The organism is Vibrio sp. R15-SG3-ISO1A, from assembly GCF_059833955.1.
In genome coordinates this window covers 15,343-41,061 of sequence record NZ_JCBDGH010000068.1, presented here as the reverse complement: position 1 = coordinate 41,061, position 25,719 = coordinate 15,343, and the positions used below count along the sequence as shown (strand labels likewise).

The window sequence follows — 25,719 nt, the reverse complement described above, 5'->3', positions numbered from 1 at the left end:
AGTAAGAGTGACCGCTTCATTTGGATTGCACGTAAAACCCTCGAACAATGAGGAGTACACATGCAATCTATCAACGTCGTCTGGTTTAAGCGCGATTTGCGGCTGAGCGATCATGAGCCACTAAATCGCGCTTTAAAAACAGGAAGACCGACATTACTTTTGTATCTATTTGAGCCTGAGTTGCTCGGCAATCCCCACTACAGTGAGCGGCATTGGCGCTTTGTGTGGCAGTCACTACAAGATCTCAATCAGCGACTGGCCCCCTTTGAGGGTGAGGTTCACTGCCTGCAAGGTTCAGCAGAAGCGTGTTTCGAGGCGTTGGCGGAGTGCTACACCATTGCCGCCGTCTATTCCCATCAAGAAATTGGTTTAGATGTGACTTTCCAACGAGATCGGCGCATGAGCCAATGGTTCAAACAAAAAGAGATTGCTTGGTTTGAATCGCCGATGGGCGCAGTGATTAGGGGAGCGAAGAATCGAGACGGTTGGGATCAACATTGGTCATCCGTAATGCGCACACCGATTGAATCTGTTCCGCTTTCCGACGGCAATATCGCTCAACTCGATAAACGCTGCCAGCAATGGCGTGTGGATCCCCCTGAGGCTTGGCAACAGAAAGTGAGTGGCTTTCAAACTGGTGGCGTGACGATGGCGTGGCGTACATTAGAAGATTTTTTTGATCGCCGAGCGACTTCGTACTATCGAAGTATCTCAAGCCCTACGGCTGCTCGACATGCGTGCAGTCGATTGTCACCTTATCTGGCTTGGGGCAATCTGTCGTTGCGCGAAGTCTATCAAGCACTGCTGGCTCATTGGCATAGTCCGGGGTTGAGGCGAAGCATGGTCGCCTTCTCTTCGCGGCTACATTGGCATTGCCATTTCATGCAAAAGTTTGAGTCTCAGTGTGAGATGGAGTTTGTTTGTGTCAATAGGGCGTATGACGCCTTGTTGGCCAATGAGTGCGTGGAAAGCACAACGAAACTCAATGCATGGAAAGAAGGGCGAACCGGAATACCCTTGGTGGATGCCAGCATGCGTTGTTTGCATCGTACGGGGTACTTGAACTTTCGTATGCGTGCGATGTTGGTCAGTGTGTTGACGCATCACATGAACATCGATTGGCGATTGGGCGCTGCCCATTTGGCGCAGCTGTTTCTCGACTTTGAACCGGGTATTCATTATCCCCAGTTTCAAATGCAAGCCAGTGTCACCGGCACCAATACCATTCGCATTTATAACCCGGTCAAACAGGCGCAGGAGCACGATAGCGACGGAAAATTTATCTACCAGTGGATACCGGAGCTTTCTGAGGTGCCCACACCGCTGCTGTTCAAACCGTGGACCATGAGTGCAATGGAAGCCGCGTTGTATCAGTTGCCCCAAGAGAGCCCTTATCTCAGGCCAGTGATTGATCTCGATGCAGCGGCCAGTGAAGCGCGAGAGCGTTTATGGGGTTGGAAAAAGCGTCTAGATGTTAAACGTGAGGGACGTAAGGTGCTTGCCACTCATGTTCGTGCTTCGTCAAAAGTCAACGCGCGGTGATCAATACACGGTGATCGATAGCGAGTTGACCGCGTACGAATCGCCATCAGTAATGTCGATGACACGCAGGTAGAACAAGCATGATAGAGAAAGAGTGGAGCGCAGACGATATTGACCAAATGGCGCCGCGTAGCCGTGCTCGGTTAATCAATTCCTTGCCAGGTTTTAAGAGCGCTAATCTGATTGGCTCCACGGATGGGCAGGGGCACGACAATCTTGCTATTGTCAGCTCGGTGATTCATTTTGGTTCTAACCCGCCGCTACTTGGCTTTGTGTCGAGGCCAAGACCTGTGCAACGCGACAGCTTAAATAACATCCTCACCACGGGTGTGTTTACCATCAACTCAGTGTCACGCGAGTGCGCACTGCAGGCCCATCAAACCTCAGCGCGTTATCCTAGTGACGTAAGCGAGTTCGATGAAACGGGGCTGACTCGCTATTACCATGACGATTTCGCAGCGCCCTTCGTACTCGAAAGTCCAATAAAAATCGGATTAAAATTGGTTGAGCATATGGTGATTCAAAGCAATCAAACAGAAATGTTGATTGGTGAAGTGGTCAGATTATTGCTGCCAGAGCAGGCAGTGATGCCCGATGGGTATCTTGACCACGATCAGTTAGAAACCGTGACCATCTCGGGTCTAGATAGTTACCACGTCACGCAGAGAGTCCATCGATTGAGTTATGCAAAACCAGACCAACCGCTTCACCCCCTTACCCTAGAGGGCGAACCCTCCTCATGGCAAGCGCTATACAGCGAAGAGGGTTTACCCTAACGCCAAAGCACTATAAGGTGTTGATTCTTCATGTTGTGATACTCAAGGATTTGCCATGAACAGCACCATAGACACGTTATTGAATCACCGCTCCATTCGTCAGTTTACGTCTGAGGCGATTGGCCCTGAGCAGCTTGACACTGTGCTCAAAGCGGGATTAGCGGCATCATCATCGAGCTTGTTACAGGTGGTCTCAGTGATTCGTGTGACAGACCCTGGCAAGCGGGCACGTCTGGCCGAATTTGCCGGCCATCAGTCTTATGTGGCGAGTGCGGCTGAGTTTCTCGTGTTCTGTATCGACTACCAGCGCCATGTGGAACTCAATCCAAATGTTCAGGCAGATTTTACCGAGCTGACATTAATCGGTGCTGTTGATGCGGGCATTATGGCGCAAAATTGTTTGGTAGCGGCAGAGTCGATGGGGCTCGGTGGTGTTTACATTGGTGGTTTACGTAATCGCGCGGCTGAGGTAGACGAGTTGTTGGGTTTACCACAGCACTGCGCGGTGTTATTTGGCATGTGCCTTGGGCATCCCGCTCAAGACCCAGATCTAAAACCGAGATTGCCGCTGGAGGTGATTGTTCATCATAATCACTACCACCCGCTCGATAAACAGGCCGTTGCACACTACGATGAGACCATGCACACCTATTATCAACAGCGCGCTAGCAACAACAAGCAGAGTGGCTGGTCAGAGCAAGTGACGGCCAAACTGTCGGGCGAATCTCGCCCGCACATCTTGGGTTACCTGAACAGTAAAGGATTAGCAAAGCGCTAACCCTTTATCCACCTCAGAGCTTAGCGAGCGGCGAACCTTTAGGTTTGCCGCTGTTGTTTCTTCTGTTGGCTTTTTTAACCAGTGCGATCAAGGTCGAGCTAGACCAAGCACTGGTTTTTGGTGAAAACTGACTGCGGTTCATCGCCTCCAACTCGGCGTGGATAGATGCTCGCAACTCTTCTGACATCGACACTTCATCCAACCAAATCGCTGCCAGACGGTTGGCTTGAACATAGTCTTGTTGGCGCAGCGCCTCAATCAACGAACCAGCGCTGTTTAGCGTGGGCTCACGGTTTTGTTGCTCAGTGGTCAGCGTGTGAAGCGCGCGTTTGGTGCGCCACCACAGCCCAAGGGTAATCAGCCAGCCCAGCGCGAGTAGCGCACTCAGCAAAGGCCAAAAACCACGCTCAATGGTGGTAGTGGGTGGGGCGGTCTCGACGGGCGCCGCAGCGGTAATTGAGGGCGCAGTAGAGGCATGGCTTGTGACGGCAGGCTTGATGCTCAGCGTCAAACCATCAACGATTGCTTGGCGCTGGGTCTGTGTGGTGGTGTCCCACCAATCCACGATGACCTCAGGTAGAGTGATCTCTCCGGTCAGTTGAGGGATCAATACTTGTTTTAACTCCATGCGAACGACACCTGGTTGTGGTTCGCTCACCTGCGGCTTTTCGTTGTATTGGCGCACAGACGATGGGTAGGTTATGGACAGGCTGGGTAACTGTTCAGCGCTGATCCCAGAGACCTCAAGGGTGAGGGTTCGCGTGATGGAATCGCCTAACTCTAAGCGGTTCGTCGCATCACTGAGCGCGCCTTGTGATGTTTGCCACTGCTGACGCAGAGTCAGCTCTGAGGCAGGTAGCCAAGTGCCTTGATAGTCGCTCGGTTTATCCAATACGTCGATGGTGTACCCCTTCGCAGCAGTGCTGGCATCAATCAAGCGGGTACTCCCGTCACGCTCACTGCCGTAGACGATACTGCCGCGAAAGCCAATACTGTGCAGTGTTTGTGCACCCGGTGTGGTCGCTGTGACTCGATAGTCTTGATCGACAAGGGTGACCTCTAATCCATCTATCACACTTTGGTATTGGTTGGGTTCTCCAAGCGGCGAGAGCGTCAGCCCTTGAGCTTGAGGGGCGATAACCTGCGGATTTTGTAGTCTACGCGGATTGGCCTTGACGATGAGCCTAGTGCGCAAGGTGGCACTTTCACCTGGATAGAGTGTCTCTTTGCTTAATGTGGATTGGATTTCAATTAAATCCGAGACTTGTGGCGGATTTTGATCGGCCAAGACGGTAATCTCAATCGGCTCAGAGCGCGCACCGCCGACCTCAAAAGCGGGGATCACTGCGGTGCCAATGCGACTGGCAGCCAGTGAGAGATTCCATTCGCTGCGTGTTGAACGGTTGCCATTGATGATGTTGAGCGAGGAGCCAAAGCTTGGTCGCCCTAGATAAAAGTCATCGCTAAGCAGACTAAAATCAATGTCATCCGATTCGGCTTTTTGATCCAGTACCACACGCAGTTGGAATACCTCATTTTTCACGACGCGATTTTTACTCACGGTGACTTGAAGTGTGGCGGCGCTGGTGACACTAGACCAAAGGAAAAAAAAGATAAAAAGGGATCGAAACGCTGTCATTACCATGTTTTTCCTGTAGATGCTGGGGGAGACTTTTGCTGCGCTTGCAACAGCAGTTGCGCGCGCAATAGGCGGCTAGGATCGCGTTCGGCTTCAACTTGCTCAAGTTTACGCAGCGCAGGATCGATCTCGTTGGTCTTGGCGTCGCCGAGTGTTGCCGATGTGTTAGGCTGCTCAGTTTGGTCGTTTGCCTCCTGCGAACCTCTCTCTTGCTCTGACATCGAGTCTTGTTCAGAATTCGTGGATTGCTCTGTAGTAGCAGATTGCTCTGAAGTAGGAGGATTCTCAGAAGTAGAAGGTGCCTCGGACGTAGACGGCTGCGAAGGATTGCTCTCTTGGCTTTGCTGAGGTTCATTGTTTGGGCGCGGTGCTTCGTCTTGTGGCTCGGGCTGCGCGCCAGCGTTGCCTTCAGAGCCCGTATTGGACTGGGAATTTGGCTGAGACGCGGCTTGCTCAGATTGCTCACCTGATTCACCCTGTTGCTGTTGCTGTTGCTGTTGCTGTTGCTGTTGCTGTTGTAGCGCTTGTTCCACAATCGCTTTGTTGTGGCTTGCCGATGAGAGCTCTGGGTTAAGCGCCAACGCTTGCTCATAGTGCTCAATAGCGGTGGAATACTGACCGCTTTGCGCGAGCGCATTGGCGAGGTTGTAGTGTTGGTTGGCCGTTTTTGCGCCGCTTAGGTTTTCAATGGCGGCGTCAAAATCGCCCGCTTGATAGTGTGCCAAGCCTTGCCATTGCGCATCGTTAAACTTCTCGGCGGCAGCCGAGTAGTCACCCGAGAGATAATCTTCATACGCTTGGAGATCTTGGGGTTTAAATGGGTTAGCGGCAACCTCCTGACTGGGCGAGAGCCAGAGCAGCGCCGACAGCAAGACGCCACGGCGAAACAGTAGAAGCGAGAGCAGCACGATGAGTGGCAGCAGCCAATAGCCTTGGTTGACCTGATCGCTGACCGATTGATGACTGACGGCGCGAGTGGCTTGGTCGGTTTGATTCATCACGCGGTGAATGAGGTTGATGTCGTCGTTTGTCACCTGAACGGGCACAAAAATACCTCGGCTGGTGGACGCCAAGCGGCGCATATTATCAAAATTGCTTTTCGCGACCACCGTTTGGCCGTTATGCGTCAGCAATTGCCCATCTTGCAAAGGGATTGGCGCGCCGCTTTCAGTGCCAATAGCCAGGACCGACAGCGACCAAGCACCAGAATCGATCAGCTCGGCGCTGCGTGTTTGCTCGTCATCATCCAGATCATCACTAACAAGCAAGATATGGCCGCGATCTAAGCCCGCATTTTTCATCAACTCAATCGCCAGTTCGATACCTTTGTCTGCCCGAGCGCCCGGGTAGGGCATGATGTCAGGTGAAAGATTGGGCAGCAGGTTGAGTATGGTTTGGCTGTCTGAGGTGAGCGGGCTTACCACATACGCGTCCCCGGCGTAAGCAATCAGCGCGGTGTCACCCTCTTGCCATTCGGCCAATAAATCCGACACCTTGTATCTGGCTTGGCTCAAACGATTGGGTTTGATGTCATTGGCGTACATGGACATCGACATGTCCATCACTATCACTCGCGCTTCGGTGCTGGAAAACGCCGGTCGCTCTGCTTGGCTAAAACTTGGCCCTGATAGCGCAACGATGGTAAGCGTCAGCATTGCGCCTAGCAGTGGCAATAGTCGATGAGTGGGCTGTGATGAGCTCATACCAAGCGCGGCAGCAATGTGCGGCGCAATGAGCGTATGGCTCTTTTGACGTTTGCTGAGCCAGTACAGCAATGCATAGGTGGGCAGCAGTGCCCACAACCACATCGGGTAGAGCAGCGTAAAGTCAGACATGATGCCTCCGCACGATAATCAGGCCGAGTAGGGTGAGAAGAGCGAGCGTGAGCGGGACATAAAACCATTCAGTTTGAGGGCGCCAGACTTGCGTTGCCAACGAGACAGGCTCAAGCGCATTAATGGTGTCGTAGATGGTGGCGAGTTCATCGGCGTTTCTGGCCCGAAAGTACTGCCCACCGGTTGTCTCAGCGATCGCCATCAAGGTCCGTTCATCGAGATCATGGGCGGTATTGACTTTACGGCTCATAAAGAACTCTTTGACGACCATTTCACCGGCGCCCACACCGACCGTATAGATGGTCGCGCCATATTGATTGGCAATGTCTGCGGCTTCAAGAGGCTCAAGAACGCCCGAGGTGTTCGAACCATCACTGAGGAGGATCATCACGCGCTGCGGCGCATCACTGTCGATAAAGGTTTTGGTCGCAAGGCCAATTCCTTCACCGATGGCGGTTTTTTCACCGATTAAGCGCAAAACCAATTGATCCACTTGTTTGGCGACGGTACGTCTGTCTAGGGTCAGTGGCGTTTGCAGATAGGCGTGATCAGCAAACAGCACCACGCCGATCCTATCGCCTTCCCGTTTGGCGACAAAATCATTGACCACCTGTTTGACTGCGCTCAGCCGATCAATATAGTCGTCCCCTTGAAGCATGTCTTGCTGGCTCATCGAATAAGAGAGATCGAGCACTAACATTAAGTCACGGTGTTTCGGCTGTGTTGTGACGGGGTCGCCAAACCACACCGGTCTCGCCGCCGCGAGTAACAGGAGTAGCCAAGTGAGGGAGAGCAGCAGACGTGTGACGCGCAAATTCGGCGTAGCCTGGGCTGCGCCCTGAGGTAAAATGGGCAGATAGAGCGGCGTTCGCTGCGCGCTGGCAGGAGCGAAGCGGTAAACCAACAAGGGCAGCGGCAGTGCAAACAGCACCCACCACCACAGCAGTTGCCAATCAGCCTTGAACAGGGCCACGAGATTTCCTCCGTTTCTTCGGTGGCAGCGCGTGCTCTATCCAATGGGCGCAGTGTTCGATCAGCGCCTGAGACTCATCATTGTGTTGCTTGCTGTAGAGCGCATGTTGCCATTTATCGTAATTGTCGGCAAAGAGCGGGGTGCTCAATTGCTCATCCAAAAATAGATACCACTCTTTTCCTGTTAGCTGAGCGATCTCTTCGCGTGGGAAATAGCACAACGCTGATTGGCGAACCAACTCAATCGCTGATGAGGGCGTGCTGCCTTGTTTCAAAATGCGCAGAGCGGCTTTTTTCGGTGCTAGGCGTTTTTTCTTCCAACGGGTGAAGCCCCAAATAGCGAGCAGGGTCATGATACCGGCGGCGATACTCGCCCACCATGCCCAGGTAAGCGGTAGCCAACTTGGTGGCGAGGGTAACATCATAGGGTCTAGCGGCAGCAATGAAGATTGACTGTTCGAGCTCATTCTAAAATCCGTGTAATTGTTGTTGTAGTGGTTGTGCACTAGAGAGTGCGCTGACGCTCATTCCTAGTTTAAGCGCGAGCTTAGAAAGCTGATTTTGCTTGGCTTTAAAGGCGGCTTCAATGTTTTTTCGCGTTGTTTTTTTTCCAAAATCAATCCATTGAGTATGCTGACGATCCGTCACCTGTTCGCAGCCGCGAAAATCAGTAACGCCTTGCTCTAGAGGATCCCACAACTGCACGATGCGTACGCGATTGTGGGTGTTGAGCCCAGATAGGGTGATCTCATCTTGTTGCGTCAGTCGGGTGAAATCGCTCAGTAAGATAATATCGCTGCCCTTGGGGCAGAGACGGTTGAGTGCTTCCAGCGCGGGCGCCATCGAGCTGTTTTGCGTGACGTGATGGTCCATCAGCGCTTTTTGGTGTTCATTGACCAAGGCGTGATTGAGTGCCAACGCCCCTCGCTGCCTTGGAAGGGGCTTGAGGTCAGTCAGTGTTGAGCCGGTATCGATGACGGCGCCGATTCTATCTTGCCCTTCGGTGGCTATCCATCCGGTGAGCGCGGCAAAATGCGCCGCTTGCACCGACTTTAGTAACAACGTTGAGCCGAACCTCATGCTCGGACTAAAGTCGACATAGACGATAACCGGCTTTTCGCGTTCTTCACTAAATAGTTTGGTGTGTGGCTTGCCTGTGCGCGCCGTGACGCGCCAGTCGATGCTGCGAATGTCATCGCCATGTTGATATTGGCGTACTTCACTGAAATCCATCCCGCGGCCAAGTTGGCGACTTTGGTGTTGCCCTGCCATTTGTGACCACAAACTTTTGGCTGGTGGCAGCCATTTCACCGCGTGCTGCTTAAGATGAAGCAACTCCTTCATGGTGAGGTTCACACCATCACTATGAGGCGGCAGTGTCGGCGTAGGGAGGACGGTATTTTTTGTGACCATGTTTATGCGCTACCGACCAGAGAGAGTAAGGTTGAGACTACATGATCTCGGCTGATGCCTTCTGCTTGGGCTTGGTAGGTCAGCAGTAGTCGATGTCTTAGCACAGGGTAGGCCATGGCTTGGACGTCTTCTGGCGTAACAAAATCTCGCCCGGCCAACCAAGCGTGAGCGCGTGCGCATCGATCCAGTGCGATGGTGGCGCGCGGGCTGACGCCTATGTCCAGCATCGTTGCAAGGTTGTCGTCGTACTGCTCTGGCTCGCGGGTCGCCATCACCAATCGAATGATGTATTGCTCGACGCTCGCAGCCATATGTACGTTGAGCACTTCTTGTCTGGCGGTGAAAATATCGTGTTGCGAGAGTTGCGGTTTCTGCGCGCCGACTTCGCCTTTGGCTTCGCCGCGGTTTAAGCGCAGGATCGCGAGCTCACTGTCGGCGTCAGGGTAGCTCACGTTGAGATGGAGCAAGAAGCGATCAAGCTGAGCTTCAGGTAAGGGGTAGGTGCCTTCTTGCTCAATCGGGTTTTGTGTCGCCATCACCAAAAACAGCTCAGGCAGCGGGTAGGTTTGCTTGCCGGCGGTAATCTGTTTCTCTGCCATGGCTTCTAGCATTGCGGCTTGTACTTTGGCGGGTGCACGGTTGATCTCATCAGCGAGCAGCAATGAATGGAAAATCGGACCCGGTTGGAAGCGAAATTCCCCAGTTTCTGGTCTAAATATGTCGGTTCCGGTCAAATCCGCCGGCAATAAATCCGGTGTAAACTGCACGCGATGGAAGCTACCTTCAATGCAATCGGCTAAGGCTTTTACCGCGCGTGTTTTAGCAAGCCCCGGTGGTCCTTCGACAAGGATGTGGCCGTCAGCCAAGAGTGCAACAAGCAATTGTTTGACCAATTCACTTTGACCAATCACTTGAGCGTTCAAATAGTGTTGCAGCTGTGATAGAGCGTGAGTGTGCATGAGCCGTATCTCTCCATGAGTTCTCGCCATAGGCGATAGCGCAGGTTAAGTCTCTGATATTGAGAACAATTAGAATATGGGTATTTTCCCGTGAGATACAACTCTTTCCCCGGTCAATTGACCAAAATTTTGCCAATGGGCTAAGGCATTGTGGAAATACAACCAAAGTGTGAGCTAGTCTAAATGAAAGAGGTAAAGTAATGCTTAAACCTTACGATATAAGTAAAGTGAATAGCACACTCGATGGCTTAGGCTCTGTGAAAGCAGTCTGTCACGGGATGTGCTTGTTTGTTCAACAGGGCTAGGATCAGCATGATAAATTTGAACTCCATTAGTATTAAACAGAAAGTGGTCGCAGGGATTACCTTTGCGGTACTGGCATCTACCATCATTGTTGGCGTGATGGCTCAACGTCAAGCGAGAGCAGTATTAGAGCATCGCTTGATTGATATTGAGTTGCCAACCATGCTGGAAAAAATCAAAGGAGAAATCGACAACGAAGTGACCCAGTTGTTGATGGCAGCACAACAGATCGCCAACAATGAGTTCACCCAGCAAGCGATCAACACTCGTAATATCGATGCCGATAGCGAGCGTCTTTTGGTGAAGTCATTGAATAACGTCCGTACGCAGTACAAACTCAACGATGCGTCAGTGGCCAACCGAGAGACCGCCTACTACTGGAACCAAAATGGCTTCCTACGTGAGCTTAACAAGCAGCAGGATGGTTGGTTCTTTGGCTTCACGCAGTCCGGCAATGCGACTATGGTCAGCATGTTCCAAGAGGCCAGCGGTGAAGTGAAGATGTTCGCTAACTTCCAGCAAGTCGACGGGTTCTCCATGTCAGGGGTGTCAAAATCAATGGATGACATGGTGAAGCTACTGAATGGATTCAAGATTGAGCAAACCGGCTTTGTCTTTTTAACCAACGCTAAAGGTGAAGTACAAATCCACCGCGACCAAAGCCAATCAAAAGCGACATTGGCGCAACTCTATGGCAGCAACGCGTCTGAGTTATTGGATAAGTCAGACTTTAACCTTGTCCAAGCGACTTACAACGGCCAAAACGTCTTTGTTTCGTCCACTTATATTCCGGTCATGGATTGGTTTGTAGTGGGCGTGGTACCCGTAGATGAAGTGTTCGCGGATTTGACCAAAGTGGCGCATCAAATGCTGGTCACGACCATTGTTGTCGCGGCGCTATTTATTTTGATGGGGCTGTTTTTGGCCAACAGCATTGCTAAGCCTATTCGTGCGATTGCGCTGCGTTTTAGCGATCTGGGCAAAGGTGATGGCGATCTTTCTCAACGTATCGAGATAAAAGGCCGCGATGAAATCGGTCAATTGTCAGAAGGGTTTAACGGCTTTATTGAGAAGATTCATCAATCAATGAAAGAAGTAGCCTCGACCAGTAGTGCGCTTCAATCAGCGGCGGATGGGGTCTCACACAAAGCCAACACCACGCACGACAATAGCCAAGTGCAGCGTGATCAAACCATACAAGTCGTGACCGCGATCAACCAGATGGGCGCCACCATCAGTGAGATCGCAACCAACGCTGCCACGGCTGCGGAAACTGCCACCCAAGCGTCCGACAACAGTGAAGTAGGGCAACAAGTGGTTGGCAAAGCGAAAGATGCCATAAGTCGTCTCGCACTTGATATCGAAAATACCGGTCAAGTGGTGGAGCAGTTGGCGTCGACGACACAAGAAATTGGCTCCATTTTGGACGTGATTCGCGACATTTCCGAGCAAACCAATTTGTTGGCGCTCAATGCGGCGATTGAAGCGGCGCGGGCGGGCGAGCAAGGTCGAGGTTTTGCGGTTGTGGCGGATGAAGTCCGTAATCTCGCCAGTCGAACCGCCGATTCGACCGAAGAGATCCAGAAGATGATCAACCAGTTACAAAGCGATGCCAAAGACGCGGTGACGGCGATGGAGGCGGGTAAATCCGTCACGGGTGAAGGGGTATCTGCGTCGGACGAAGCAGTGAAAGTGCTGCTGAGTATCTCAGAGCGTATCCATGACATCTCGGATCGCAACACCCAAGTGGCGACAGCGACGGAAGAGCAATCTACCGTGGTGCACACCATCAACCAGAATATTGAAGAGATCAACGCCATCAATGAAGTGACCACTAGCACGGCGGAAGAGTTGGCAGCAGCGAGTACTGAATTGAAAGAGTTGTCCGTTCGGTTGGACAAAATGGTCGGCAGCTTTAAGCTATAACGACGTTCAACGCTTTCGCGTGTCAAACTAGAAACTCTGGGGTTAAGTAGGTAAACTTGCCCCAGTTTTATTTTGGTAAGGGTATGTCAATCATGAGTGATGTTGAAAAAGAACTGGAGCTGATGTCTCAAGAGATGGGGGATGAGCCAGAGGTGGCATTGCCATCAATCGAAGAGCAAAAAGCCATCGCACAAAAGCTGAAAGAGCTTGAAGCCGAAGGTAAATTGACTCCAGAGGTATTGGAAGAGTACTTTGGAAAATTCTACGCCAAGACGGACGCGCCGATTCACTGATTGCGCTGGTTTTCTTGGTCAAGAAAGCAGAAGAGAAGGTTGGCATTGCCAGCCTTTTTTGCTTTTTATCCCCTATGGCCGTTGTGCTGATCGACGTGGGCGCGGCGCCAACGATTATCTGGCGACGACTTGGTTTCTCCCCGCCTTTTTCGCCTCATACAGCGCTTGGTCAGCGCGTGATACCGCTTCACTCCAAGTATCATGCATGGTGAGGCTGCTGACGCCAAAGCTTGCTGAGCAGAATTCATCGTGTTTAGGAAGTAAGTGAGTGCGCTCAATCACCTGACGCAGCTTCTCTGCGACAAATTCAGCGTCTTCAAGTGACGTCTCGGGCAAAATGAGCAAGAACTCTTCACCGCCGTAACGAAAGCAAAAGTCGTTGGCGCGGGTTTCTACGTGCAGAATACGACCGATACTGTTTAACACGCGATCGCCTGTTTGGTGGCCATAGAAATCGTTGATCTCTTTGAACCGATCAATATCCAGCAATACGAAAGAGAGATCGGTTTGAAACCGGCGTGCTCGGGCGGACTCTTTGGGTGCTAATTCAGACAGTGCGCGTCGATTATAGAGTTGGGTGAGGTCGTCTTTCAGGGATGTGTCGTAGATGGTGGCGACCAAGCGACCGGTTAGGAGCCAAGTGATCGAAAAACCAATAAAAATCACCATAGAAATGAGAGAGATGAACGCCAGTTGGTGCACTAAGCCTGACTGCATGAAATCCTGAATTTGTTGTTGGAACGGCAGAGTAGTGACGCGAAACAGGCTGTATCCACCTTGAATAATCATGGCAATAGAAAGTAAACGTTTTGAGCCAGGGATGTCTTTGTGCGTCCCTTTGAGGTTGGCGTATAAGGTGAGAAAACACATTAATGCAATAAAGCTTGCGACCAAAAAAATCCGTACATTAGTCGAGGGGGAGAAATAGGTAAAGTAGGTCAGCCCCAAAATGATCAACGGCAAGCCATAGTAGCCGATGTTCGCCAAACGATGAGGAAAGCTGCGCAACAAGCACACGCCGTGGAGCAGCAAAACAAAGCTGAGCACAATCGCTGAATTGGCGGTGATTTTTGAGATCCAATAAGAGGTGTGATTACCAAAACTCAGCAGCAGAAAACCAACGCCGAGCAAAAGCAGCGCCAGCGCTATTGTGTTGATTCCCCGAATGTTTGGCTGTAGGCGCTGAATCAGCAAAAGCCCACACGCGTACGTAAATGACAAAAAAACACAAATCACCGACAAGGTCGGAATATCTAAACGCGGCAAGTTTATGATCCCTTTGATTTATTTGTGTTTAAGTGTAGTTGATATAATTGTGTTTAATAGAAAAAGACCACCGAATTCGGTGGCCTTAGTCAATAAAAGTGACCGATGGCTCGATCGCGCGCTAGGTGTGGCTTATTTCACACGCCAAGCGATGGTTTCGCCGCCACGAATAGGAACCACGATGTCGTCACCAAACGGCATGGTTGGTTCGACCGACCAGCTCTCTTTCACCAAAGTGACGGTGTCGCTGTTGCGAGGGATGCCGTAAAAATCGGGGCCGTTGTGGCTGGCGAAGGCTTCCAGTTTGTCCAGTTTTCCTTCGTTCTCAAACACTTCAGCGTAGAGCTCTAACGCTGCGTGTGCAGTGTAAGAACCCGCACAGCCGCAAGCCGCTTCTTTTTTGCCCTTGGCGTGTGGCGCCGAATCGGTGCCCAAGAAGAACTTCTTGCTGCCACTGGTGGCCGCTTCAATCAACGCTTTCTGGTGAGTGTTGCGTTTCAGGATCGGCAGGCAGTAGAAATGTGGGCGAATGCCGCCGACAAGCATATGGTTGCGGTTGTAGAGAAGGTGGTGAGCGGTAATCGTTGCTGCGACATTGTCATTGGCGTTATTCACAAACTCAGCGGCATCGGCAGTGGTGATGTGCTCAAGAACAATCTTTAGATTAGGAAAGTCATTGACGATTGGCGCAAGTACAGTGTCGAGGAACGCTTTCTCACGATCAAAAATATCCACTTCGTGATGAGTTACTTCGCCGTGGACTAACAGCAGCATGCCCACCTCTTGCATCGCTTCAAGCACGGGGTAGATGTTTTTCGCATTGGTCACCCCAGAGTCGGAGTTAGTGGTCGCACCCGCTGGGTAGAGTTTCGCTGCCACCACTTTGCCTGATGCTTTTGCTTGGCGGATATCCTCGGCGGTGGTGTTGTCAGTCAGATACAGCGCCATCAATGGTTCGAACTGCTCGCTTGGCTTTTCTGCCAGGATGCGCTCTCGGTAAGCCAGCGCCATCTCGGTGTTGGTCACAGGTGGGATAGTGTTTGGCATGATCAGCGCGCGGCCGTTGTAGCGACTGATGTCACGCACGGTGTCTTTGAGTACGTTACCGTCGCGTAAGTGAACATGCCAGTCGTCAGGACGTGTGATCGTAAGTGTTGTCATTGATTGCTCCCACCATAGATTGAATTATCGGATTGGAGCCTAAACGCGGCGAAAAGTGTGAAGGCAAACGCTTACGTTTAGGCGACAGGATGATAGAGCAAAGTCACTGGAATTTCATCTACTTTCTCGGATTTTGACCGATTTCGCCTTAAGTATCCGCGCGCCGCAGCGTATACTGCTGAGACAATCATTACGCTTAGGATTAGCAATGTCAGCGCCAGATTCTTCACAACAACCGCAACTCTCCCAAATCAATGTCTACCCCGTCAAATCGGTGGGTGGTATTGCACTTTCGGCCTCGTGGGTGGAAAAACAAGGTCTCACGTTTGACCGTCGCTTTATGCTTGCGACTGCCGATGGTCAAATGGTCACCGCGCGCAAATTCCCGCAGATGGTCACGGTTCGTTCCAGTTTAACGGCAGATGGGATGGTGATGACCGCCGAGGGGCATGCGCCACTTCGCTTACGTTACGACGCGTTTAAAATGCAAGCGGCGTCTGCTCAAGTGTGGAATGACCGATTTACTGCCTACACCACCACGGATGAGGCCGATGACTGGTTTAGCGCAGTCATTGGTCAACGGGTTGAGCTGCTTTATACCGGCGAACAGTCCAATCGTGTGCGTGAAAAGCTGGGCCACAATGTCAGCTTCGCTGATGGTTATCCGTTGCTTATTATCAGTCAGGCGTCGCTTGATGAACTCAACCGCCGTAGCCCTGAACGCCACGATATGGAGCAGTTTCGCACCAACTTAGTGGCGGGAAACACTGCGCCTTTTGAGGAAGATCGTTGGAAGCGCATTCGAATCGGTGACGTTGAATTTGAAGCGGTGAAGCCTTGTGAACGCTGTGTGTTGACTACAGTGGAAGTCGAAAAAGGCGCGTTTCGTCGAAGTAAAGAGCCTTTACAAACTTTATCGCAATTTCGCGCCAATGAGCGCGGTGGCGTGTTCTTTGGTCAAAACTTGGTCGCAAAGAACGAAGGCTTGATTCGACAAGGTGATGAGATAGAAGTGTTGGAGTACAAAGAGCCAGAGTTCTACGCTGACAAAGGTCAGCCGAGCCTCTCTGCTGTGGAAGCGCCAGAGCAGGACTCAGTAAAATCGCTGACCATCAGTGTCAACGGCAACATCTTCAGTGGTGATAACCAACGCACCTTACTTGAGCAAGCGGAGGACGCGGGTATCCCGATGGCAAACAGTTGTCGTGCTGGGCTGTGTGGTGCGTGCCGCGTTACGGTGGAATCTGGCGAAGTGGACCAAGAAGATGTGCCGGCACTTCATGGCTTTGCTCACGAACCGGGGTTAGCGTTAGCTTGCTGCTGTGTGCCGAAATCGGACATCGAAGTCATCAGCTAAATAGATCAGTTAAATAAAGAGATAACCTTACCTCTGAAATGAAACAAGCCCCAATCGCGCGGAAGATATGCAGCATATAATCCGTGCGATTGGGGCCTTAATGTGAGAGGGGTTCTCACTATCCGCTGACAACAATAACCGGCGTGTCGTTTTCTTGTGCAAACAGCGCAATCTCTTCCGGCGGCGCTTCGTTGGTGATGACTAAATCAATGTCGGCCAAGGTCCCCAGTTTTACCATCGCATTGCGGCCAAATTTACTTGAGTCGACGCCAAGAAAGACACAACGGCTATTTTCCATAATTGCGCGTTTGACGCGCACTTCATGATAATCGAAATCCAGCAATGAGCCATCGAAGTCAATTCCGCTGATGCCCAAGATGCCGAAATCGAGGCGGAACTGGGAGATGAAATCCAGTGTCGCTTCACCCGTCACACCGCCGTCCTTACCGCGTACTTCGCCGCCTGCCAAGATGACTTTAAAGTCCGGTTTGCTCATTAATAGCGTGGCGACATTGATGTTGTTGGTGACGATACGTAAGTTTTGATGCTTGCTCATCAGTGCACGTGCGACGGCTTCAGGCGTTGTACCGATGTCGATAAATAGGGTGGCACCGTCAGGGATGTGAGTCACAAGTTCTTGTGCTACTTTGCTTTTTTCCGATTGGTGAGACACTTGACGGATTTGATAGGAAGAATTTTCTGAGCTTGAGACAATGGTCGCGCCACCGTGGTTACGGCGGATCTTGTTCGCCTCGGCCAGCTCGTTTAAGTCACGACGGATTGTTTGTGGGCTGACATCAAAACGCTCAACTAACTCTTCGGTACTGACGAAACCTTGGGTTTGAACGAGCTCGATGATCTCTTGATGACGTTTTAATGCTTTCAAATTCACTTCCTTATTAAATGGCGTACAACACAGAAGTGTACGGACAGTCGCAGAGAAAAGCCAATGAACTTGGTCGTTCGAAGTGAAAGTATGCGCGTTTTCAGAAAATGTTCACAAAAACGCGCGTGACGAGTTTAAGTTTTCAGCGGAAAAACTCGGACTCGCGCATCCGGAGTGTGCAACTAGGCCGTCTCTTTGGCCACAGGTGATGCCAATAGCGGTTTGTCACGCCCCAGTTTGAGCTGCGACAAAATGACCCCAGTGATCACCATCAAACCACCGACAAGGTGATAGAAATGCATAGTTTCACCCAGTAACACAGAGGCCAATGTCACCGCTAAGATCGGCAACAAGTTCATAAACATTGCGCTTGAGTCTGCGCCGATCGCATCTATCGATTTGACCCACATCCAAGGCGCGAGCACTGAGGCGGCGATGCCAGCGTAAGCGATAAGCGGCAGAGCATCGCTACTGGGTATTGGCGACGCGCTGGTGACGAGCAGTGGAAATAGCATCATGAGTGCAAACACGCCTTGTAAGTAGATGATGACCCAGTTTGAGAGCGGCATTTTCCAACGTTTAAGCAACACGCAGTAGGCGGCGTAGCAAAGTGCGGCTAACAGCATCAAGCCGTCTCCTGGCGTCATATCTTGATGGAGGAAATAGGTCATATCGCCTTGTCCCAACATATAGCTCAAGCCGATTAATGAAAGTACGCCACCGAGAATACTCACCGCAGAGATCGATTTACCCAGCAAGGGGACACTCAGAAACACACTAAGCAGCGGCACCAAAGAGGTGATGAGCGCCATGTTCGAAGCGGTCGTTGTTAAGCCTGCGTAGTAACCGAGCGACTGGTTGAGCACCATGCCCAGCATGGCAAGAAACGCCAGTTTCGTAAGGTGTGGTTTGACGTGGTGCCACTGTTTCACCACGCTCGGAAGACAAAAAGGCGATAGAAGTACCACGGCAACAAACCAGCGATAGAAACTCATCGCACCGGGTTCAATGTGGCTGGCGGCCAGTTTGGTTACGATGGTATTCCCGCCCCAAATGAATACGGTAAACAGTGGAAGTAAGTAGTTCATGTGAGCCCCATCGCAAAGTAATCAGTGGAACCGAGTGTGACAGGTCTATATAATTATAAATATCTCCATAAAGACATTGCGCGTCATAGGAAGACAATCTTGAGAAAATCGGCAAAACACCTTCATCCTTCCTTATCCATTGATAAGGCACCATCAGACGTATTTATGAATTTCGAGGCGTTTCTTTCGAATACAGAAACGCGTATGCATAGCCACCCTTGGGGGCAAGTTCAACTGATCAGTGGTGGAATATTGGAGATGGAAGCCGAAGATACGCGCTTTTTGGCTCCGCCCCATTTGGCTATTTGGGTGCCTGCGGGCGTTCGTCACACCAGTTACAATCGCAAACCTATTTCCTACTGTTCTCTCAATGTGGCGCAATCGCTGACGACAAATTTCCCAGATAGAACCAGCCTGATTAAAGTGACGCCAATTGTTTCCGCGATCATTGATGATTTTCGTCAGCGAGACATCAACGTTGCTGATTCTGATGCGGATAAACGCTTGGTTCAGGTGCTGCTTGACCAATTAGCCACTCGAGATACTCAGCATCACTTCTTGCCCTCGAGCGATCATAAATATTTGGCGCCGATTTTAGCCGCGGTGGAAGAGAACCCCATCGATAACACGAGCTTGTCGCAATGGGCTGAGCGCGTCCATACCACGGAACGCACGTTAGCCCGTCACTGCCAAGCCGAGCTGGGGATGAGTTTTACCGAGTGGCGATTGCGCGTTCGTTATTTGCATTCGATGGAACTGCTGCGTAATGGTCACTCGGTGAAAGAAGTGGCGTTGACGCTCGGATATAACCAAGCCAGCCCCTTTATTGGCATGTTTAAGAAGTACTCTGGCCAAACGCCAGAGCAATACAAGAACAAACTACTTCATCCGGACAAAGGCTAAGATAGCCGCAAGCGTGAGCCAAGTAGGTCGGATTACTCCAATTCCACTGGCGGTCTAAAGACCATTTCATGAATGACGACATCGTCCGGTAGGCTCAATAAAGTGAGGATAGTTTGTGCCACGCTAGCGGGCTGCATATAGTTAGGGCGACTGGCAGCACGAAATCCAGTGTCCGTGCCACCTGGGAATAAGTTGGTGACTTTAATACCGTGTGGTTGCGCTTCTTTCATCAATACGCCCGTTAGACCTGCCAATCCTTGCTTCATCGCTGTATATACTCCCATAGTTTCACTGGAGCGTTTGGCCACGGTACTGGCCACGTTAATGATGTAACCGAATTGCTGCGCTTTCATCAGTGGTAGCGCTTCTCGGCAAAGAAGAGCAGGAGCACGTAGGTTGATCGCGTATTGCTGGTCAAACTCTTCTAAGGTGAATTCATCAAGACCACACTTTCGGCTGTTCATGCCGGCGTTATTGATCAGCACGTCTAGCCCACCTAAGGCGTCAGTCGCTTGCTTGAATAGCGCTACGCACTGGTTGGCGTCGGCAAGATCAAACGCTGCGACATGGCATCCGGTCTCTTGTTGTAAGGTGGCCAGTGCTGCTGCATTTCTTCCGGTGGCAAACACTTGGTGCTGCTGGGCGCAGAGCTGCTGCGTCAGCGCGTAACCAATTCCACCACTCGCGCCAGTAACCAGTATCTTCATCATCCTTTCCTTATGTTGGTGTTGCTTTGTTTGGATGAAGTCTAACAGAGGCGCAGTGAAAAGAATTGGTCAACATACACAGGAATTGACTAACTCGGGTACATAAACAAAAATCCCCCCCCTCGCTGCGCATTAATTTGAGCGCAGTGAGGGGGGGGATGTGATTAGCCAATGTCGTTGTTAGTCTGTACACGCTTCGCGCCAGATTTGTTTTGTAAATCTAGAAGAGCGATCTCGGTTTGCCAAATAATTGTTGATAATGATATCGATTATTCTTCCTAAACTGTGATCTCACTTCAAAATTATGTGGGGTCACCACGCTATCGAGTTCCTATCTCTACTCAATCACTTAAAGGGCGGGATGCAATCTTTATCACAATCTCATTAAACACCTTGCTAAATAACTGAAAAATTTGGCGAATACCATTACGCTTATTTGGATGATGACAAGGAGATGAGGTGTTAGATGAGAGTATTGTTGGGGCTACTCAGCCATCTCTTGGTGTTTGCGGCGGGGATTGGACTGGGTATCTACGCATTGCCGATTATTACCCAGCCTCCGTCTCCAGATATCAGTCAGATTAAAGCCTTGTCTCATACCGCGCTCTACAGCGCCACATTTGATAGAGCACGCCAAGACAGTGATTTTCTTCATTGGGGAGAGGGCTCTGTGTCGATTACGCCAGATGTTATCGGGTTTATTGGTCAGCTTGCACCGGGCCCAGATTATAAACTCTATCTTTCGCCTCAATATGTCGAAAGCGAAGCGTCATTTTTGGACCTTCAGGCAGAAATGGTGCTGATTGGGGATGTGAACACCTTCGAGCGTTTTTATCTCACCATTCCTGCTGGCGTCCATGTGGAAGAGTACAACACGGTGATCGTCTGGTGTGAAACCTTCAAAGAATTTATTACTTCTGCCCGTTACAAATAAAGCGTGTTTGACGTTCAAAACACGAGACCCTTGGTCAAAGTCACTTATTTATTCCCTTCATCCATTGTTTGTATGGTTAGGTATTCAGTACACTAAGGACAAATAATATTTGCAGTGCTCGGCGATGGGCACTGTGCAACATAACGAGGTTTGGTGTGGACAAAATTCACCTAGTGATTGACTTCCTGTTGACTCACAAAATGGTTTTTACAGCGCTGATTATTTTGCTGATTGCTTTGGTCCGTCGCGTGGTATTGGCTAAGATTCGTGGTGACGTGGCTTTTGTCAGTGAAGAGCAACGCAGTTGGATGTATCGCACAAAAAACGCCGCTTTTGCGGTCACTGTGGTGTTGCTGTTCACATTGTGGAAACCGGAAATCAGTGAATTCGCACTCTCAGTGACGGCGATTGCGGTGGCCATTGTGGTTGCCTCGAAAGAGATTATCCTCTGTTTCACTGGCTCCATTCAGCGTGCGAGCTCGCGTTCGTTTCGCATGGGCGATTGGATCGAAGTGGGCAAAAGTACCGGTGAAGTCATTGAACACAATTTGATGGCCACCGTGATTCAGGAGATTGATGTCTATCACGGTGAGTACAACTACACAGGTAAGACTATCACCTTACCAAACAGCTTATTTTTTACCTATCCGGTTAAAAACTTGAACTTCATGAAGCGGTATGTGTTCCACCATTTCTCAATCATCGTGCCGGATTTTGTCAATCTGTATCCGATGCTTAAAGATGTCGAAGATAAAATTAACGAACGCATTCATTACTTTAGTGAAGTCGCCAAACGATACAATGCCATTATTGAAAAGCGAGCGGGGGTCGATTTGCCCGGTTCAGAGCCTCATATCGCGGTCACTAGTGCGGCGACGGGTGAGCAAATTGTTCAGTTCACCCTATTTTGCCCTACAGACAAAGCGTCTCATCTAGAGCAGGGGATTCGTATGGATTTTATGGCTTTGTATGAGCAGCGTTTTCCTAAAGTAGCGCCGTAGAGTTATCAAGACGTTCTCAAGGAGGAGAGCATGATCAAGCAAGTGGGTCCGACAACAATTAAAGAAACACACACGCTAAGTTGTCACTGTGGTGCGGTTAAACTGGCGCTCTCTTTACCTAATGGGATTGAGAAACCGCGCCGTTGTGATTGCTCCTTATGTCGTCGTAAAGGAGCGATAGTGGCCTCTGTCCCATTGGATGGAATCACCCTACTGCAAGGCGAAGAGAGCCTGACCGTCTATCAATTCAATACCCACACAGCAAAACACTATTTTTGCAAAATATGTGGCATCTACACTCATCATCAGCGCCGTTCGGACCCGACAGAGTATGGCTACAATGTCGGATGCCTTGAAGAGGTGAACCCGTTTGATCTTGGCGACATAACGACGATGGACGGAGTGCACCACCCAGCCGATAGGTCTTAGAACAAGCAGAGCAAACCCTTGGGTTTGCTCAATCCGTTTTCAGTAACGCATCTTCATTTTCAACGCAATATTAACCAGCGCAATCAACACTGGCACTTCAATCAACGGGCCAATCACGCCTGCAAACGCTTGATCTGAGTGGAGGCCAAATACCGTAATGCTGACCGCAATCGCCAGTTCAAAGTTATTCCCGGTCGCGGTAAATGCAATCGAGGCGTTTTTATCATACTCAATTCCGAGCTTTTTCCCGATCCAAAAGCTGGTAAAAAACATCAATACGAAATAGAGCGTGAGCGGAATAGCAACACGTATGACATCCATAGGTAATTGCAAAATCATATCGCCTTTGAGGCTAAACATGAGAACAATGGTCGCAAGCAGTGCAATCAGAGTGATGGGTGAAATACGTGGTACAAACACCTCGTTGTACCAAGTTTCGCCCTTAAGCTTGGTGAGCCATTGGCGACTGAGAAAGCCAGCAAGGAAAGGAATACCCAAATAGATCAGGACGCTTTCGGCAATATCGAGCATAGAGATATCGACCTCAAACCCTTGGTAGCCGAGCAGTGGCGGCAGAACGGTAATAAATAGCCAAGCCATAAAACTGTAGGTAACAATTTGGAAGGCGCTGTTGAGTGCCACCAATGCGGCGCCGTACTCTTTGTTGCCACCGCCAATATCGTTCCACACCAACACCATTGCAATGCAGCGCGCTAAGCCAATCAAAATGATGCCCACCATGTAACCCGGTTTGTCTGCAAGAAACAGCAGTGCGAGCACAAACATCAAAATGGGCCCAACGAGCCAGTTCATGATCAGAGAGAGTTTGATGGCTTGCTTATCGCGACGAACTTGGCCAAGCAGTCGGTAATCCACTTTGGCAAGAGGAGGATACATCATCAAAATTAAGCCAATGGCGAGTGGCACGTTGGTTGAGCCCACTGACATTGCCTGATTCCATTCAGCCATGTGGGGGTACAGTGCGCCGATCGCAACACCGAGTGCCATTGCGGCGAATATCCACACAGTGAGATAGCGATCGAGAAAGCTCATGTTTTGAGCTGCGTTAGCGTGATTAGCATTCATGGTTGGGTCTCTATATTCGTTTATCGTCGAAATTCGATTAATAGCTTAAGACAAATGAAGTCAATCATTTGGGCTGAACAAGTGATGAAACAAATCGCCAAATTGTGCCAGTGCCACAGTATTGACGCGGTAGCAGACTTTGGGTGGTTTGGGCTCGCTAAGGATAAATTCTGCCTGTTTCAAGATTCTCAAGTGTTCTGAGACGGTAGATTGCGCCAGCCCCAGTTCGCCCACAAGGTCACTATTGAGGCACTCTCCGCGTTTGTCCATTTGTAGAAGAATGCGCAGGATACGCACGCGAGCCGGGTGAGCGAGTGCCTTGGCCAATAACGCTATTTTTTCCTCTTCGAGAGTGTCGCGAGTGTCGCGCTCATCGCGCACTACATCCTGAAGATTGGCCGGTTGGCAGTGAGTGCTCATGTTGCGATTCCTTAATCGTGAAAAGACGATTAATGCTACGCTTCGAGAGGCTGGCATGCAACAGATAAAGCGATCGTCATCACGCCGTCTCAAAAGTAGGATGCTCCGATGTTTATGCCAGTATGGAAATTAGCCAGCATAAAATGCTAATCATTCATGGTGCGAATGCTCTAAATCAGTGGGTTTTATCTATTGAATTATTAATAGGACATGTTGCGCTCTGTATTCAATGTTTTGTGATATCGAGCCCTAAAAAGAGTGCTAAATTTACAAAATAATAACAACAGCGACGAATTCAACATCATACCCAGTGTGTGACGTTGGAAGCAGTTCAAAGCAATAACGATAAAATCGATTCAGAATGGCTAGGAAAACAGGTATGAAACCACTAAAAATCAAGGACGTGTCCATTGCGATCAGAGCATGGTCAATCCTAGCGCTATTCGCGCTGGGGCTTATTGTTAACACTCTACTTAACATCGAAAAATCCCGAGAGCACATGCGTTACAACTACGAGCATGGGGTTGAAACCTTAGTGCAAAGCGCTATGGGTGTCGCTAATCGCTACTACGAATTAGTCCAAAGTGGCGAGCTGACGTTGGAAGAGGGCCAAAAGAACGCCCTTCAATCGATCTCTGCAATGCGTTTTGACGAGGGGAACTACATCTTTGTGGGAGACAAACACGGTGTCCAATTGGCAACGGGCGTCGCTTCTTTGCTAGGCAAAAACATCATGGAGTTCAAAGACAGCTCTGGACATTTCTTTGTTAAAGACTTGTACAAGATGGCGCAAAGTGGTGGCGGCTTCGTCAACTACACTTGGAAGAATCCAGATAAAAACACCATCGATCCGAAAACCAGTTATGTGATGCAGTTTGAACCCTGGGGGTGGATGATAGGGTCTGGGATGAACATGGTGGCGCTTGAAAATGCAACCAGAATGTCGGAAATCGCCTCATTGAGCTACGCGCTGGGGATTTTGGTGGTCTTATCCTTGATTGTCGGTTACTTCATAAAAACCATCACTAGCCCAATTAAACGCACAGTGAGAGCGATGCGTGAGTTGTCAAAAGGTGAAGGCGATCTGACTCAGCGCTTGCCGGAAGAGGGCAGTGCAGAACTGATATTACTTGCGCGTTATTTCAACCAGTTTATTGCCTCACTACAGACCATCATGCAGAGCATCAGCGATGCCGGGGCTCAAGTCTCAGCATCCGCTTCGCAACTGACACACTCGGTGCATCATATTGATGACAGCTTGAACCAGCAGCAAAACGACGTCGATATGTTGGCGACGGCGATGACTCAAATGCTAGCGACGGTGGAAGAAGTGGCCAGTCGCACCGTTGAGGCCAATGATGCCAGTGGATTAGCGGCGAAAGAAGCTTCGAACAGCCACGCGATTATTAGTCAAAATGTCACGGTCGCTAATGAACTTGCACAGCAAATCGAAGCAGCAACAGAGGTGGTGCAGCAACTAGCGAGCGATGCGAATAACGTTGACACGGTTCTGGAAGTCATTCGAGGCGTCGCCGAGCAGACCAACTTATTGGCGCTCAATGCCGCCATTGAAGCGGCGCGCGCCGGTGAACAAGGTCGAGGCTTTGCCGTGGTCGCCGATGAAGTAAGAACGCTATCGGTGCGAACGCAGGAGTCGACATTAGAGATCCAGAGCATTGTTGAAAAACTGCAAGCCGGTACGAAAAATGTGGTGGAGGTGATGAACCAAGGCGCTGAAAAAGCGGGCAGTGCGTCTTCGTTATCGAGCCAAGCGGGAGATGCGCTGAATCTCATCAACAAAGAGGTACACACGATTGAGGAGATGAACCAGCACATCGCAACGGCTGCGGAGCAACAAACGGTCACGGTCGGAGACATCAACCGCAATGTTGTCAGCCTGCGTGATATGGCGTCAGAAGTGTCGGTAGAGTCAAAACAAATGGCGTCATCAGGTCAAGAATTGAACCGTGTCTCCAATGATCTACTGGCCATGATTCAGCGCTTCAAGCTGGCATAAACGTCTCTCAACACACAAGGCACGTCTT

24 protein-coding genes are annotated in these 25,719 nt (G+C 50.4%); 11 read left to right on the top strand and 13 right to left on the bottom strand.

The features are described from left to right. Positions 1-60: 60 nt before the first annotated feature. The 3 genes from AC6R0L_RS10910 (at position 61) to nfsA (ending at position 3,096) form a co-directional block, all read left to right on the top strand. Positions 61-1,542, top strand: coding sequence for an FAD-binding domain-containing protein (locus AC6R0L_RS10910; RefSeq protein WP_500629155.1), 1,482 nt, complete (start codon positions 61-63; stop codon positions 1,540-1,542). A gap of 80 nt (positions 1,543-1,622) precedes the next feature. After that, positions 1,623-2,318, top strand: a complete 696-nt coding sequence (locus tag AC6R0L_RS10905; protein ID WP_500629154.1) for a flavin reductase family protein — start codon at positions 1,623-1,625, stop codon at positions 2,316-2,318. A gap of 55 nt (positions 2,319-2,373) precedes the next feature. Beyond that, the gene (nfsA, locus tag AC6R0L_RS10900) at positions 2,374-3,096 is read left to right on the top strand and encodes an oxygen-insensitive NADPH nitroreductase (RefSeq protein WP_500629153.1); all 723 of its coding nucleotides are present in this window, start codon (positions 2,374-2,376) and stop codon (positions 3,094-3,096) included. Between the two features lie 13 nt (positions 3,097-3,109). On the opposite strand, the gene AC6R0L_RS10895 is transcribed toward nfsA, so the two are convergent. Genes AC6R0L_RS10895 through AC6R0L_RS10870 form a run of 6 tightly spaced genes read right to left on the bottom strand, consistent with a single transcriptional unit; the run spans position 3,110 to position 9,914 of the window. Continuing rightward, a complete protein-coding gene (locus AC6R0L_RS10895) occupies positions 3,110-4,735 on the bottom strand; it encodes a protein BatD (protein ID WP_500629152.1) in 1,626 nt (541 codons plus the stop codon). Next, a complete protein-coding gene (locus AC6R0L_RS10890; RefSeq protein ID WP_500629151.1) occupies positions 4,735-6,570 on the bottom strand; it encodes a VWA domain-containing protein in 1,836 nt (611 codons plus the stop codon). Before AC6R0L_RS10890 ends, AC6R0L_RS10895 begins: the two co-directional genes overlap by 1 nt. Then, the gene (locus AC6R0L_RS10885) at positions 6,563-7,543 is read right to left on the bottom strand and encodes a vWA domain-containing protein (protein ID WP_500629150.1); all 981 of its coding nucleotides are present in this window, start codon (positions 7,541-7,543) and stop codon (positions 6,563-6,565) included. The genes AC6R0L_RS10890 and AC6R0L_RS10885 overlap by 8 nt, the downstream gene beginning before the upstream one ends. Further along, the gene (locus tag AC6R0L_RS10880; RefSeq protein WP_500629149.1) at positions 7,524-8,009 is read right to left on the bottom strand and encodes a DUF4381 domain-containing protein; all 486 of its coding nucleotides are present in this window, start codon (positions 8,007-8,009) and stop codon (positions 7,524-7,526) included. Before AC6R0L_RS10880 ends, AC6R0L_RS10885 begins: the two co-directional genes overlap by 20 nt. Before the next feature lies 1 nt (position 8,010). Then, complete coding sequence (locus tag AC6R0L_RS10875; protein ID WP_500629148.1) at positions 8,011-8,955, bottom strand: DUF58 domain-containing protein; 945 nt, start codon at positions 8,953-8,955, stop codon at positions 8,011-8,013. 2 nt (positions 8,956-8,957) lie between these two features. Continuing rightward, a complete protein-coding gene (locus tag AC6R0L_RS10870) occupies positions 8,958-9,914 on the bottom strand; it encodes an AAA family ATPase (RefSeq protein ID WP_500629147.1) in 957 nt (318 codons plus the stop codon). Positions 9,915-10,226: 312 nt separating this feature from the next. Between AC6R0L_RS10870 and AC6R0L_RS10865 the strand changes: the two genes are divergently transcribed. Next, positions 10,227-12,143 carry a methyl-accepting chemotaxis protein gene (locus AC6R0L_RS10865; protein WP_500629146.1) on the top strand — a complete coding sequence of 639 codons (1,917 nt, stop codon included), beginning with the start codon at positions 10,227-10,229 and terminating at the stop codon, positions 12,141-12,143. Between the two features lie 92 nt (positions 12,144-12,235). Next, positions 12,236-12,436, top strand: coding sequence for a restriction endonuclease subunit S (locus AC6R0L_RS10860; protein ID WP_334552116.1), 201 nt, complete (start codon positions 12,236-12,238; stop codon positions 12,434-12,436). A gap of 114 nt (positions 12,437-12,550) precedes the next feature. Here the strand turns inward: AC6R0L_RS10860 and AC6R0L_RS10855 are convergent, their stop codons facing one another. Next, the gene (locus tag AC6R0L_RS10855; RefSeq protein ID WP_500629145.1) at positions 12,551-13,702 is read right to left on the bottom strand and encodes a GGDEF domain-containing protein; all 1,152 of its coding nucleotides are present in this window, start codon (positions 13,700-13,702) and stop codon (positions 12,551-12,553) included. 132 nt (positions 13,703-13,834) lie between these two features. Then, entirely contained in the window at positions 13,835-14,863 is a 1,029-nt protein-coding gene (pyrC, locus tag AC6R0L_RS10850) for a dihydroorotase (RefSeq protein WP_500629144.1), read from the bottom strand. A 208-nt stretch (positions 14,864-15,071) separates the two neighbouring features. Between pyrC and AC6R0L_RS10845 the strand changes: the two genes are divergently transcribed. Then, complete coding sequence (locus AC6R0L_RS10845) at positions 15,072-16,220, top strand: YcbX family protein (protein ID WP_500629143.1); 1,149 nt, start codon at positions 15,072-15,074, stop codon at positions 16,218-16,220. Positions 16,221-16,338: 118 nt separating this feature from the next. On the opposite strand, the gene AC6R0L_RS10840 is transcribed toward AC6R0L_RS10845, so the two are convergent. Both AC6R0L_RS10840 and AC6R0L_RS10835 read right to left on the bottom strand, forming a co-directional pair. Next, on the bottom strand, positions 16,339-17,106 hold the full coding sequence (locus AC6R0L_RS10840) for a DeoR/GlpR family transcriptional regulator (RefSeq protein WP_334552112.1): 768 nt from the start codon (positions 17,104-17,106) through the stop codon (positions 16,339-16,341). A 182-nt stretch (positions 17,107-17,288) separates the two neighbouring features. Beyond that, complete coding sequence (locus AC6R0L_RS10835; RefSeq protein ID WP_500629142.1) at positions 17,289-18,194, bottom strand: DMT family transporter; 906 nt, start codon at positions 18,192-18,194, stop codon at positions 17,289-17,291. 99 nt (positions 18,195-18,293) lie between these two features. Between AC6R0L_RS10835 and AC6R0L_RS10830 the strand changes: the two genes are divergently transcribed. After that, the gene (locus tag AC6R0L_RS10830) at positions 18,294-19,097 is read left to right on the top strand and encodes an AraC family transcriptional regulator (RefSeq protein WP_334552110.1); all 804 of its coding nucleotides are present in this window, start codon (positions 18,294-18,296) and stop codon (positions 19,095-19,097) included. Positions 19,098-19,129: 32 nt separating this feature from the next. On the opposite strand, the gene AC6R0L_RS10825 is transcribed toward AC6R0L_RS10830, so the two are convergent. After that, positions 19,130-19,807: an SDR family oxidoreductase gene (locus AC6R0L_RS10825; RefSeq protein ID WP_500629141.1), complete on the bottom strand. Its 678-nt coding sequence runs from the start codon at positions 19,805-19,807 to the stop codon at positions 19,130-19,132. A gap of 463 nt (positions 19,808-20,270) precedes the next feature. Here AC6R0L_RS10825 and AC6R0L_RS10820 point away from each other — a divergent pair, with 463 nt between their 5' ends. From AC6R0L_RS10820 to AC6R0L_RS10810, 3 genes are all read left to right on the top strand, one after another. Then, positions 20,271-20,738 carry a DM13 domain-containing protein gene (locus AC6R0L_RS10820; RefSeq protein ID WP_500629140.1) on the top strand — a complete coding sequence of 156 codons (468 nt, stop codon included), beginning with the start codon at positions 20,271-20,273 and terminating at the stop codon, positions 20,736-20,738. A 200-nt stretch (positions 20,739-20,938) separates the two neighbouring features. Further along, positions 20,939-21,739 carry a mechanosensitive ion channel family protein gene (locus AC6R0L_RS10815; RefSeq protein WP_500629164.1) on the top strand — a complete coding sequence of 267 codons (801 nt, stop codon included), beginning with the start codon at positions 20,939-20,941 and terminating at the stop codon, positions 21,737-21,739. Between the two features lie 30 nt (positions 21,740-21,769). Next, positions 21,770-22,168 carry a GFA family protein gene (locus AC6R0L_RS10810; RefSeq protein WP_500629139.1) on the top strand — a complete coding sequence of 133 codons (399 nt, stop codon included), beginning with the start codon at positions 21,770-21,772 and terminating at the stop codon, positions 22,166-22,168. Between the two features lie 39 nt (positions 22,169-22,207). Here AC6R0L_RS10810 and arsB read toward each other — a convergent pair whose 3' ends face one another. Both arsB and AC6R0L_RS10800 read right to left on the bottom strand, forming a co-directional pair. After that, on the bottom strand, positions 22,208-23,254 hold the full coding sequence (gene arsB, locus AC6R0L_RS10805; protein ID WP_500629138.1) for an ACR3 family arsenite efflux transporter: 1,047 nt from the start codon (positions 23,252-23,254) through the stop codon (positions 22,208-22,210). A gap of 60 nt (positions 23,255-23,314) precedes the next feature. Further along, entirely contained in the window at positions 23,315-23,674 is a 360-nt protein-coding gene (locus tag AC6R0L_RS10800) for an ArsR/SmtB family transcription factor (RefSeq protein ID WP_500629137.1), read from the bottom strand. Between the two features lie 379 nt (positions 23,675-24,053). On the opposite strand from AC6R0L_RS10800, the gene AC6R0L_RS10795 reads away from it, so the two are divergent. Further along, positions 24,054-25,691 (top strand): methyl-accepting chemotaxis protein, encoded by a 1,638-nt coding sequence (locus tag AC6R0L_RS10795; protein ID WP_500629136.1) that lies wholly within the window; start codon positions 24,054-24,056, stop codon positions 25,689-25,691. Positions 25,692-25,719 lie beyond the last annotated feature (28 nt).